This is a genomic window from Vibrio sp. 704 (genome assembly GCF_033339295.1).
This window is the reverse complement of the sequence record NZ_JAWOUH010000005.1, coordinates 94044-107049: the sequence shown is the minus strand read 5'-3', so window position 1 is coordinate 107049 and position 13006 is coordinate 94044. Positions and strand designations below refer to the sequence as shown.

The 13006-nt window shown below is 42.8% G+C and carries 10 protein-coding genes; 4 read left to right on the top strand and 6 right to left on the bottom strand.

Annotated features, from left to right (window positions below; genetic code table 11):
• Positions 1-99: 99 nt before the first annotated feature.
• The 3 genes from R7R24_RS10060 (at position 100) to R7R24_RS10050 (ending at position 6345) form a co-directional block, all read left to right on the top strand.
• On the top strand, positions 100-4185 hold the full coding sequence (locus R7R24_RS10060; RefSeq protein WP_224721308.1) for an RHS repeat-associated core domain-containing protein: 4086 nt from the start codon (positions 100-102) through the stop codon (positions 4183-4185).
• Between the two features lie 17 nt (positions 4186-4202).
• Positions 4203-4619: a hypothetical protein gene (locus R7R24_RS10055; RefSeq protein ID WP_021486723.1), complete on the top strand. Its 417-nt coding sequence runs from the start codon at positions 4203-4205 to the stop codon at positions 4617-4619.
• 505 nt (positions 4620-5124) lie between these two features.
• Positions 5125-6345, top strand: a complete 1221-nt coding sequence (locus tag R7R24_RS10050) for an ammonium transporter (protein WP_017634904.1) — start codon at positions 5125-5127, stop codon at positions 6343-6345.
• A 32-nt stretch (positions 6346-6377) separates the two neighbouring features.
• Here the strand turns inward: R7R24_RS10050 and R7R24_RS10045 are convergent, their stop codons facing one another.
• Positions 6378-6551 carry a hypothetical protein gene (locus tag R7R24_RS10045; protein WP_005377524.1) on the bottom strand — a complete coding sequence of 58 codons (174 nt, stop codon included), beginning with the start codon at positions 6549-6551 and terminating at the stop codon, positions 6378-6380.
• A gap of 118 nt (positions 6552-6669) precedes the next feature.
• Between R7R24_RS10045 and cobB the strand changes: the two genes are divergently transcribed.
• Entirely contained in the window at positions 6670-7401 is a 732-nt protein-coding gene (cobB, locus tag R7R24_RS10040) for a Sir2 family NAD+-dependent deacetylase (protein ID WP_005377522.1), read from the top strand.
• A gap of 88 nt (positions 7402-7489) precedes the next feature.
• Here the strand turns inward: cobB and R7R24_RS10035 are convergent, their stop codons facing one another.
• The 5 genes from R7R24_RS10035 to potA all read right to left on the bottom strand — a co-directional run bounded on the left by R7R24_RS10035 (position 7490) and on the right by potA (position 12637).
• Positions 7490-8527: an extracellular solute-binding protein gene (locus R7R24_RS10035; RefSeq protein ID WP_005377521.1), complete on the bottom strand. Its 1038-nt coding sequence runs from the start codon at positions 8525-8527 to the stop codon at positions 7490-7492.
• A 249-nt stretch (positions 8528-8776) separates the two neighbouring features.
• Complete coding sequence (locus R7R24_RS10030) at positions 8777-9808, bottom strand: extracellular solute-binding protein (protein WP_054579293.1); 1032 nt, start codon at positions 9806-9808, stop codon at positions 8777-8779.
• 102 nt (positions 9809-9910) lie between these two features.
• A complete protein-coding gene (gene potC, locus R7R24_RS10025) occupies positions 9911-10681 on the bottom strand; it encodes a spermidine/putrescine ABC transporter permease PotC (RefSeq protein WP_005389180.1) in 771 nt (256 codons plus the stop codon).
• Positions 10681-11541 carry a spermidine/putrescine ABC transporter permease PotB gene (potB, locus tag R7R24_RS10020; protein WP_005377512.1) on the bottom strand — a complete coding sequence of 287 codons (861 nt, stop codon included), beginning with the start codon at positions 11539-11541 and terminating at the stop codon, positions 10681-10683. Before potB ends, potC begins: the two co-directional genes overlap by 1 nt.
• Positions 11522-12637 (bottom strand): spermidine/putrescine ABC transporter ATP-binding protein PotA, encoded by a 1116-nt coding sequence (gene potA / locus R7R24_RS10015; protein WP_017634901.1) that lies wholly within the window; start codon positions 12635-12637, stop codon positions 11522-11524. The genes potB and potA overlap by 20 nt, the downstream gene beginning before the upstream one ends.
• Positions 12638-13006: the final 369 nt, after the last annotated feature.

Sequence of the window (13006 nt, the reverse complement as noted above, 5' to 3'; positions counted from 1 at the left end):
AGGATGTTTGATTAAGGCATCTTGCTCTCACAAATAAAAAGAGCGAAACGAGCATTAAATGATGCGGCAAGGTAAGAAAAGGACAAACACGTTACGGCTATGATCCCTCAATTCGTCATTCCTATCACGAATCGCTTTGGCGAAAGTTATCACTTCTCTGGTCAGTTACTTACTAGCGGCGAACCTAAAACATTCGTGACCAAACAAGAGGCAATAGAGTTTCTTGAGAGCTTTGGTGAGCTTGACCTTCGCTATGTCGAGGATTTGTTCTATGCGATTGGTCAATTCAAGCCAAACATACCTGACGGTGAGCTTACTTCCCAACACTATAATTCAACGTTTGCCAATGCTTTGGTGAACGGTGACTTGCATGTCGCTCGAATTGTACCTACCGGCGAAAACTACGCACTCTCGTCGGCGGTTACGCCTCCACCGACTCAAAATACCGTCAATGCAAAACCATCGAAGGGAAAGGGGAAGTCGAATAAAAAGAGTGGCAGAAGTGCCGCATCCGCCAAGCCTCAGCAACAAAGCAGCGAAAAACATGAGAAAGCCGGTGATCCTGTATCACTTGTGACGGGTGAAGAAATTCTCGAACTCTATGATATCGAGCTACAACAAGGTACTACTTGGCAGCGTACTTACCGCTCTTCGCAGTCGGATGTAAATCATGGAATGGGCTTTGGTTGGCGACATGCATTTCAGTTTGAATTACGCGAAAAGACGGACGAGAAAGACAATGTTATCGCTTGGGAGTTTGTTGACGATAAGGCCGATATCACAGAATTTGAGCCAGTAGATATTGGAGCAACAAGTTACCAGATATACGCTGGTGCGAGCTGTTATTTCCTAAATTCAGCAACTCGGATCGTGACGCTCGCTAGTGGGCATCAATATCGATTTGAACAGAAAGATGATCGTTGGGTTGTTAAACAAGTCAGAAATGGCACGTTTTCAACGTTTCAACTGCAGTATTCTCGAAACCATCGATTGATCGAGATTGCATACAACAAGCGTCCGGTTCTTGAATGTCAATATGATAAGCAAGGACGCCTTGTAGAACTGCTAAATGCAAAGTCCCAAAAAGTTCTGACAACTTATACCTATGATGAGCACGATGATTTGGTCAGTGCAACTAATCATTTAGGCTTAAAGGAACAGTATCAATACCGCGGGCATTTAATTGTTAAACGTGTACGACCAACTGGCTTTACTCATTATTTTGAATGGGATGGCGAAGGTGCAAAAGCGAAATGCATCAGAAACGTTGGGGACGCAGGAATTTATGACTATCGCTTCCATTATCAAGGAAATCACTCTTCTTATTCTGACTCGTTAGATCATCAATGGTCTTTCTTGCATGACGAGCAGGGTAACTTACTCGAGAAAATAAGCCCCACAGGTAGAACTTGGCGATGGCAATATGATGAATTAGGGCGAAAAGCGCAAGCTATCTATCCTGATCAGTCAACGGTCAATTATCAATATAATCAGCATGGTCAATTAGTTTCTAAGTTTCATTCCTCTGGCAAAGAAATTCAATATGGTTATGACGGCTTAGGTAAGTTAGTTAAAACGGTTTCACCTGACGGGGATATCGAGAAGGCTTACTACAATAGCCTCGGTCAAAGAGTTTGGGATACCGATCAGTTCGGCTGTGTCACGGAATATGATTACGATAAACACGGTCAAGTCGTCAAAAAAGAGTCTGAAGATGGTAAGAAAAGTCAGTGGTGGTGGGATGAACAACAAAGACTTATCGCGAATGAAATAGACGGTACATTACTTCGTTATAGCTACAATGAAGAAGATTTAGTGAATGGCGTTGCTTATCCCGATGGGTGTATTGCTCAACTCGCTTATGATCAATTTGGCAGGCGTACATCAGTTCGTTATTTTAACGACGAAGACAAAGTCGGTTATAGCGAAGAATATTCTTACGATGAGCACAGCCGTGTTGCTCAGATTCGAACGCCAGCAGGCATTACCTCGTATCAATGGGGAGCACTCGCGCAACAAGAAGCAGTCATCTTTCCCGATGGCAGCCATATTTCTTACGAATACGATCAACAACGTAACCTGACTAAATTAGTTCGGAGTGACGGCTTAGAGTTCGAATTCCTGTATGACGATGAAGGCCAGCTGTCAGGAACTGTCGGGTTTGATAATCTACAAAGCCAATTTGATTATGATCATATGGGGCGAATCCATCGTAAGCAAGTCGCCGATAGGACGGTGCTGTATCGCTATGACGCTGTGGGTTATCTCAAGCACGTCAAAGCAGGAAATGGTAGCAGTATTGTAGAGAACCACTTCAATTATACGCTTGGTGGGCGACTTACTTTCGCATCCAATCGCCATCACACATTGCAATACCAATACTCTTCATTCGGGCATTTAACAAAGCGCATTCAAGGCCAGTTTGAGATAACGCAGGAGTTTAACAGAGTTGGCCAACGCGTATCTCAGGTACTGCCAGATAATACGGAGCTGAACTTCTCTTATGATCGATATGGGCGTTTTTCAGCGATTCGGTTTGGAAACCTAGATTTACCTCAAATCAAATTTCATTACGATGAAATGGGACGAGTTTCCCAAATTGAAACGGCATATTTTAATGAGCGCATCATTTATGATGGTGTTGGTCGTTTGGTTGAACAGCATTGGCCAGATAGAGAGAAAAAGTACGTTTACAATGCGCAAAACCGTATTTCATCAATCATTGATAATACGGCAGGAGCAACACACTATCAGTACGATGCCTTAGGGCAACTTAAACGAGTCAATGCTTCCGGAGATGTGACTAAATTTGAATACGATAGTTTTGGCAATCCTACTTTGCCAACTTCAGAGGTATTCGCTGATCGTATTGAAGTACACGATGGTGTCAGGTTCAAATATGACGCGCAAGGAAATCAGACAAAACGTGAGGGGCAAGGACACGTTCAGACTCGCGTATTTGATGCGTTAAATCAGCTCATTGAAGTTCACACCGACGATGGCATCAGTCAATATGAATATGATGCATTAGGGCGCAGAACGAAGAAAATTACACAACAAGGCGTTACGGAGTTCCTGTGGGAAGGTGAACGTTTAATTGGTGAACGCTCTTCAGGTGCTTTCCGTTGGTACCTATATCAACCAGAAACCTACACGCCAGTGGCACTGCTAGAAAATGACGTTATTTATTGGTACCAGTGCGATCAAGTTGGTAAACCAGAGCGACTGATCGATTGCGAGGGGAATGTTGTATGGAGTGCCAGCTACGATGCTAACGGCTTTGCTCATGTACATATTGAAAATGTAGCAAATCCACTGCGTTTTCAAGGGCAGTACTTCGATCAAGAAACCAACTTACATTACAACCTCGCTCGGTATTACGATCCTAAACTAGGACGTTTTATCCAACAAGATCCGATATCTATTGCTGGTGGTATTAATCATTACCAATATGCAGTCAACCCTATCCAGTGGATTGATCCAACAGGTTTCCTTTGTGAAGAAGGGCTAAAACGCTTGGGTCAAATGTTGGCAGAGTATCAGGCGCAAAGCGATGTCCCCCAAGAGGTTTGCGATCAGATTTTAGAGGCAGCAAAAGAATCATCCGTCGGAGAAGATGGCGTTCGCTCGCAAGTCAAAATCCGAAAACCCAAAGGTAAAAATCTTATTCGATATGAATACGATTTAGACCATATTGATTGCGAGAAGAACGAGATTACTTTTTATCGTCATATTAATCACTCAGATGGCAGCAGACACGAAGTGCAGTATGTTGTTGGGATTGAGGAGTTTGTTCTTTTACACCCGCGCAAAGAATCTAGAGTGACTTATGTTTTTGGCCAATACGAATCAGCTAAATTTGGTGAGTCTACAACTATAAATTATAGAAAAACGTTCTTTGAAGCCAACCCTTTAACGGAAGGAAAAGTGGTTGTTCATCATGCAGTCGAGCAACAAGTTCGTGAGCGATACCCAGGGATAATAAAGGAATCCGAAATGCACTCTCTTGAAAATTTGCGTGGGATACCAAAAGAAGTAAACTCTAAACTTCATTTGAGTAAGATCAGGAAAGAGTGGGACAAGTTTTATCGGCAGAACCCTAACCCGAATAAGCAACAGTTACTTGATAAGGCGACAGAAATTGATGATATGTTTGGTGCACAATTCAACCCACCTATTAGATAATTAGTCCGGAGGAGCACATGTATTTTTATATTGAACCTGAGGTTAGTGGTGGATTGGGAAGGCATTCTTTACTTGATACATCAACTCATCCACCTAAAGTGTTTAAGTTACACTATCAATTTGATGGTTGGTTGGGAGATGATTTACTGGCGACGTTTCCGTGCTACATTGTTACCGAGTCATTAGCAAAAGAAATTGGATCAGCAAATTTAACAGGTTACAAACTGAGTGATGTGGAGATATCAACATCTGAGCAATTTGGCGAACTATATCCAGGAATACAATTGCCTAAATTCTATTGGTTGAAGGTAGTAGGTAGTGTGGAAAAGGATGATTTTTGGATAGCTGAAGACTATAGACTTGTAGTTTCAGAAAAAGCTTTAAAGACACTCAAAAAAGGTAGGATCGACGAGGCAGATATAGAAGAGTTTTAAAGCGATGTTGTATGGGAGCTGCAGAATTGCAAGTACTAGTCCTAAATATAACGTACTATATCCTATAGAGAGATTTTAAACCTTGCTGCTTAGTTAGCTTCCGCTATATCTTGTCGAAGGACGTTGGTTAGAAGATGTAAAAGCAGGGAAGATCACTCGATAAACCCCTTTAGTTAGCAATTCCGTATATGAGCCACCTCTCATGGGGTGGCTTTTACGTTTATGGTAGAGAGTTTGCTGTTTGTTGAACCATATAGTGCGCATTGTGTTGGTGCACTAAAACCATATTGGTGCATTTATTAGCATGTTAAACACCATTTCAAGAATACGTAATTTTATTAAAGTTCATACAAAACAATAAATTAAAGCGTAAGTGTTAGAAATATAAATTATGGAATGAGAATTGCTCTGTTAGACGCTCTATAAATTAAGTTCACCAAATTGGTGATGAGCCTAACTTTGATGCACAGGATAAGTGCGCTACAGATCAACGGAGACAATCATAATGAGTGTAACTGCCAATCAGGTACACGGCGCTGTACAAACTCTCACGCAAAGTTCCGACACACTTTTCTTACTACTTGGCGCAATCATGGTTTTTTTGATGCATGCTGGTTTTGCTTTTCTTGAAGTAGGAACCGTGCGCCAAAAGAACCAAGTTAATGCTTTAGTTAAAATCTTGGCCGATTTCGGTATATCCGCCATCGCGTATTTTTTCATTGGATACTGGGTCGCTTATGGCGGCACCTTCTTCGCTGATGCTGAGACATTATCTCAAGGCAATGGTTACGAGTTAGTGAAGTTCTTTTTCTTGCTGACCTTCGCTGCAGCGATTCCCGCTATTGTTTCAGGTGGTATCGCAGAACGAGCTCGTTTTTATCCGATTTTAATCGCAACATTTTTCACTGTCGGTATTGTATACCCACTATTTGAGGGAATGATCTGGAACGGAAACTTTGGTGTTCAAGCTTGGTTTGAAAATACCTTTGGTTATGGCTTCCACGATTTTGCAGGTTCAGTCGTTGTGCATGGTGTTGGCGGCTGGATAGCGCTTGTTGCCGTCGTGTTTTTGGGCATGAGAAAAGGCAGAGTTCGAGCAGGAAAGCACACCAACTTTGCACCTTCGAATATTCCGTTTTTGGCTTTGGGAGCTTGGGTCTTATGTGTGGGGTGGTTTGGCTTCAACGTCATGTCAGCTCAAACTGTGTCAGGCATAAGTGGCTTGGTGGCTATGAACTCATTGATGGCAATGGTCGGGGGCATTGTCGCGTCACTGTTGGCTGGTAAGAATGACCCTGGCTTTATTCATAACGGCCCACTAGCTGGCTTGGTTGCTGTATGTGCGGGCTCAGACTTAATGCATCCTATCGGTGCTTTAGTGACAGGTGCGATTGCTGGCGTGCTATTTGTTTATCTTTTTACCCACCTACAAAACAAAACCAAGATTGATGATGTGCTAGGTGTCTGGCCTTTACACGGTGTATGTGGCGCTTGGGGTGGTATTGCCGCTGGGATTTTTGGTCAAAGCGCATTGGGTGGGCTAGGTGGCGTGAGCATTATCGTTCAGCTTCTAGGAACGCTTTTGGGCCTTTCCATCGCAGCGCTTGGTGCACTTGTAGTCTACGGTGCGATTAATACCAGTATGGGACTGAGGCTTTCAGAAGAAGACGAATTCAATGGCGCTGACCTAGCCATTCATAAAATATCTTCGACCAACGAGGATTGAGGCCAATATGGGAGCGGCATAAAGCCGCTCTTTTAGCAATTGTCTTTCTTGGCTTGGCCCGGAGGACAGAAATTACCATTACCTCGATGGTCATCATCATTGGTGCTGACTCTTACCTTTACATCATCGACTTCGCCTTCAACATTGGTAAGTTGACAGCCTGCCAAAGTCAGAAGCAATGTAAACGTTAGAGATACTTGTCTCATTGCTGTTCCTCTTAAATTGTAATTCTAATAGTGACCATTACGACCATGGTCTAATCCATATTACTACTGTTGCTATTCTTTCAGTGTTAAGCTAATGAAAAAACAGCAAGGATGAGTTATGAATTTCCCTTATAGAAATATTGTAGTACTTACTGGTGCAGGTATCTCGGCCGAATCTGGTATTCAAACATTTCGTGCGCAAGATGGCCTTTGGGAGAATCACCGTATTGAAGATGTAGCAACACCTGAAGGGTTTGCTCGCGATCCGGACCTTGTTCAAGATTTTTACAACCAACGCCGCAAGAAACTTCAAGATAATGCGATAAAGCCTAATGCAGCGCATGAAGCATTAGGTCGTTTAGAGGCTGAGTTAGAAGGTAAAGTGACGGTCATCACTCAAAATATAGACAACCTTCACGAAAGAGGCGGCAGTCAGAATGTGATTCACATGCATGGTGAGTTGCTCAAGGCCCGCTGTAGTGAATCTAACCAAGTAGTAGAGCACAATGAGGACATTAAGACCGGCGAGCTTTGTCACTGTTGTCAGATCCCTTCACAAATGCGACCACATATTGTTTGGTTTGGTGAAATGCCACTACGAATGGGTGATATCTACGCGTCATTAGAAGAAGCAGATTTGTTTATTTCTATTGGGACTTCTGGCGTTGTGTATCCCGCAGCAGGTTTTGTTCATGATGCAAAAATGCACGGCGCACATACCATTGAAATTAACCTAGAACCTAGTGCGGTAGAAAGTGAATTTGAGGAAAAACGCTACGGAAAAGCAAGCGTTGAGGTTCCAAAATTAGTTGACGAGATACTGGCTCTAGAAGGAAAAGAAAGAGCGTAATAACTTCAACAGGAAGAGTTTTTGTCTTGTCATTAAGAACAAAAAAGCGGCTCATGAGCCGCTTTTTCATATCTTTAAAACTAACGAATTAGTTGTTCACTTTTAGCTTTTGGAAGTACTCATCGTACATTACGCTCGCTTCGCCAACTTCATCTTGCCAAGTACCGCTGTCCATCACTTCTTGTGGTGGGAAGATGCTTGGATCATTAGCAAATTCTTTCGGTAGCAGATCGTGTGCCGTTTTAACTGGCGTAGGATAACCAATCTCAAGTGCAATCTTAGCTGCGTTCTCAGGACGTAGTAGGAAATCGATCATCTTATGAGCTGCGTCAACGTTCTTCGCACCAGCTGGAATTGCTAGGCTGTCCATCCAGAAGATAGTGCCTTTTTCTGGCCAGATGATGTCGATGTTCGCACCTTCTTGACGAGCCATGTATGCAGAACCGTTCCAAAGCATGCCTAGTGAAACTTCACCCGCAAGGTAAGGGTTTGCAGGAAAGTCTGAGTTAAATACTAATACGTTTGGCATTAGCTTTTTCAGTTCTTCGTAAGCGGCTTTGATTTCTTCTGGGTTAGTCGTGTTTGGTGAGTAACCAAGCTTAGTCAATGCAATGTGGAATACTTCGCGAGAATCATCCATCAGCATTAGTTGACCTTCCCACTTACTATCCCAAAAATCATCCCATTTAGAAACCGATGACTTGTCTAGCATGTCAGCATTGATACCAATACCGGTCGCACCCCAAATGTATGGGATAGAGTAGTTGTTGTTCGGATCGAACGGTTTGTTTAGGAAGTTAGTATCAAGATCGGCAAAATGAGATAATTTCTCTTTGTCGATCTGTTGTAGCATGCCTTCTTTACGCATTTTAGAGACGAAATAGGTAGACGGTACTACCAAGTCGTAACCAGAACCTTGAGTTTTTAGTTTTGCGTACATACTCTCGTTAGATTCGTATGTAGAGTAAATAACTTTGATTCCGGTTTCTTTTGTAAAGTCTTCAAGAACTTCGTTTGGAATGTATTCCGACCAGTTGTAGAAATACAGTTCTTGATCAGCAGCCATTGCAGGGGTAGCGATGAGCGTCGCTGCACATAGAGCGCTTGCGTAGAATTTACTTTTCATTTGTTTTCCGTTTTGTTTCGCGATTGGACAAGTCAATACTAGCTGGAGTTATCAAGTTGAGCCAAATCGCAGTAAGCACAAATATGTTCATTTAGCTTGAATATCGTTGTCTCCTTGTTATGAGACGATAAATCTATGATACCAAGACAAATAAACCTAGCAACGCGCGATTATATCAGCCTAAGACAAAAATAGGCAGCGTATTGCTGCCTATTTTCCTATGGTTGATGACTTGTTACACAAGCTAGATTATTGTCCCGCTTTCAGCTTTAGGAAGTAATCTTCGTATTTAACGGTTAGATCACCAACCGCATCTTGCCATTCAACGCGGTCAAGGTCTTCTTGAGAAGGGAACAGCGGGGCAACGTCTTTAAACTTAGCATTCGATTCTTCCACCGCCGTTAGGTAGCCAGTATCACGAGAGATTTGCTCTGCGATTTCTGGGCGCAGTAGGAAGTCGATCATCTTGTGAGCGGCTTCTACGTTCTTCGCACCAGAGGAGATAGCGAAGTTATCAACCCAGCCGATACCGCCTTCTTTAGGAAAAACGAGTTTAAGGTTTAGGCCTTCACTTTGTGCCGCTGCGGCGCTACCGTTCCAAAGCATACCAACACCAACTTCGCCAGACATGTATGGTGCTCCTGGGTTGTCAGAGTTGAATACTAGAACGTTAGGCATTAGCTTTTGTAGCTCTGCGTACGCTTCGTCGATTTGTTTTGGATCCGTAGAGTTACCTGAGTAACCCAGCTTGCGTAGTGCAATGTGGAACACTTCACGAGTGTCGTCCATCAGCATTACTTGACCTTCAAGCTCTGGCTTCCATAGGTCAGCCCAGCTTTGGAAGTCGTTTGGATCGTACATGTCCGCGTTAACCGCTAGACCTGTAATCGCAACAACGTGTGGAATAGAGTAGTCGTTATTTGGATCGTAAGGCTTGTCTAGGTAGTTTTTATCTAGGTTGCCGAAGTTTTTCAGCTTAGTCTTATCGATCTTTTGTAGCATGCCTTCGTCACGCATCTTCGCTACGAAGTACGTTGAAGGTACTACTAGGTCATAACCTTGGTTATGAGTTTTTAGCTTTGCATACAAAGTTTCGTTCGACTCGTAAGTCGAGTAGATTACTTTGATGCCAGTTTCTTTAGTAAATTGCTCTAGGATATTACTGTTAATGTAAGGACCCCAGTTCATAAATACTAATTCTTTATCATCCGCTGCCGCTGTACCAGAGAACAGAGAAAGCGCACATGCACTACCAGCTAATAGAGTAGCCCATTTTTTCATTGACGTTAGCTCCAAACCAAACGTTGTCCAATTTTGGACGATAGATAGAAAAACAGAATGGCATGTAACCATTCTGTTTCGTGATGTTAACGGGTGCGGATTCTACTTCACTTTTTCTCTTGCTAGCAACTGAGAAATTACTACCAAGACCAAAGAAACAATCAACATCACCGTTGCTAGGGCGTTCACTTCCGGTGAAATGCCCACCTTAACCATGGAGTAAATCTTCAATGGCAAGATTTCGTATGTTGGACCCGTTACAAACGAACTGATGATCACATCGTCCAAAGACAGGGTAAAGCTCAATAACCAACCTGCGGCAACCGCTGGTTTAGCGAGAGGAAGGATGATCTGTTTCAAGATAACCCACTCGCTTGCACCAAGGTCTTTTGCTGCTTCCAACATTTTCACATCAAAGCCATTTAAGCGGCTGTATACAGTTACCACAACGAATGGTAGACAAAAGGTGATGTGAGCAATCAATAGTGTAAAGAAGCCAAGCTGTGCGCCCAATACCAGGAACAGAGCAAGTAATGAAATCGCCATTACAATATCTGGAGACATCATCACGACAAACAGCATGCCGTTTACCGCACCCTTACCTTTGAACGAGTAACGGAATAGGGCAACGGCCGTTAAGCTACCAATGATGGTTGCTGCTGTCGCTGAGAATACCGCTACGTTCAATGAATGCCATGCAGCTTGCATTAGGCTATCGTTGTTTACTAAGGTTTCGTACCATTTCGTGGTGAAACCACCCCATTTCATACCAAATTTGTTGGCATTAAATGAGTTAACAATTAAGACGATGATTGGCAGATACAAAAATGCATACACCAGCGCCATAAAGCTAAATCTAACTGTGCGTCCCATTAGTCTAGCTCCACTTTCTTATTCAATAGTTTGCCTGCTCTGTAGTAAGCGTAAAGCATCACAGCCATTGCGAAGGTGAGGGCGATACTGGTCGCAGCACCAAATGGCCAGTCACGAGCGTTCAATACTTGGCTCTTAATAACGTTACCAATCAGTAGGTTCTTCGCACCACCAAGAAGGTCAGAGATGTAGAACATACCTAGTGCTGGTAGCAGAACCAACAAACAACCACCGATAATGCCAGGCATTGTAAGAGGTAGAATCACTTTCGTAATGGTTTGGAACTTGTTCGCACCAAGATCTTTCGCCGCCTCGATATAAGTGTTGTCCAACTTCTCGATTGCCGAGTAAAGCGGCAGAATCATAAATGGAAGCAGGATGTACACAAGACCAATCATTACTGCTGTTTCGGTGTACATAATACGTAATGGCTTATCGATGATTTCCATCGCCATTAATGATTTGTTCAAAATACCTTGTGTACCCAGAACAATCTTCAGGCCGTAAGTACGGATAAGAGAGTTTGTCCAAAAAGGTACGATAACTAAAAACAACATGAATGGGCGCCATTTCTCTGGCATTTTCGCTATGATGTAAGCAAATGGGTAACCAATTACTAAACACAACAACGTCGCCACAATCGCCATGTAGAACGAGTGCATCAGCACTTTCGCATACAAGGGATCGAGTAGACGTAAGTAGTTGTCGAAAGTAAATGTCATTTCGATTAAGTTTGCTTCATCACGCGTTAAGAAACTCGTACCGATAATCATCACATTTGGTACCAACACGAAAAGTGTTAACCAACCGACGATTAAGGTAATGATCGCGTTTTGAAGATTAATCTTCTTGCTTATCATTGAGGACTACCTCCCAGCTCTCAACCCAAGTGATAGCGACTTTCTGGCCAAGTGAGTGGTCCACATCAGGATCATCTTCGTTAAAGAATTCGCTAACCATTACACGCATGCCTGAATCCAATTGGATAACTGAATCAAGCGTCATACCTTTATAGGTACGCTCTGTTACGTGACCTACGATGCCTTTTTCTTCAGACTCTTTGATCTCTTCGATACGTAAGTCTTCTGGGCGAAGTAGTACTTGCAGTTTTTCACCTGCTTGCGCTTCCTGATCGTAGTAAACAACAGACTCGACACCTTCGATTTCTGCACGGATACGTTTCTCGTCGATACGCTCTAGCATTGTTGCGTTGAATACGTTGATCTCACCGATAAAGCGAGCAACAAATAGGTTCTTCGGCTCTTCGTAAATCTCACGTGGAGAGCCATCTTGTTCGATAACACCGTCGCGCATAACAATAATGCGGTCAGACATCGATAGGGCTTCTTCCTGATCGTGCGTAACGAAGATAAAGGTAATACCAAGTTGACGCTGAAGCTGTTTAAGCTCGATTTGCATTTGCTTACGCAGTTTGTAATCAAGTGCAGATAGAGATTCATCTAGCAGCAGTACTTTTGGTTTGTTAACAACCGCACGCGCAATGGCGATACGTTGTTGCTGACCACCAGAAAGCTGATGAGGCTTACGCTGTGCCATTTTTTCTAGGCGCACCATGCGTAGCGCTTCCATTACTCGTGGTTCAATGTCCGCAGTAGGCGTTTTCTGCATACGAAGACCAAAAGCGACATTCTCATATACGGTCATGTGTGGAAACAATGCGTAACTTTGAAATACCGTGTTGACGTGCCTTTGCTCTGCAGGAACCTGTGTTACATCCTGGTCATCCAAAATAATTTGACCGTTATCTGCCGTTTCAAAACCTGCAATCATGCGTAAAACTGTTGTCTTACCACAACCAGAAGGCCCGAGAATCGTCAGAAATTCACCATGATTAACATCCAGATTTAAATTACCGATGATTTCCTTACCATCGAAACTTTTACTAATACCAGATAAACGAATAACTGGCTTTCCTGCTTGCGGTTTTGCGTTCAACGTCTGTATTTCCCCCACGTTCAAGCCGGGATTATCCCAGCTGATGTGACACTAACCATTCACTTTTGAGGCGCGCATCATAATCACCAAAAGTGTGAAATTAAAGCATTTTCTTATCTTGAAACAGAAATAATTTTGCAGGAAAAAGCCATCATTCCTTACCATACTGTTTTTATGAGATTAATTGGCATCTAGACACAGTTTGATAGCACTAAACTTTGTTCAACAATTGTTTCAATTTCATGACCTTGAAAGTGGTTAATTATCAACCATACAGTTGAGATTGCAAGGATTGTAGGTGAGTTGTGATGTTAGATGTGGAAAGATTTCTTTATAATGACGATTACATTAATTGACTGGAATTCCAGT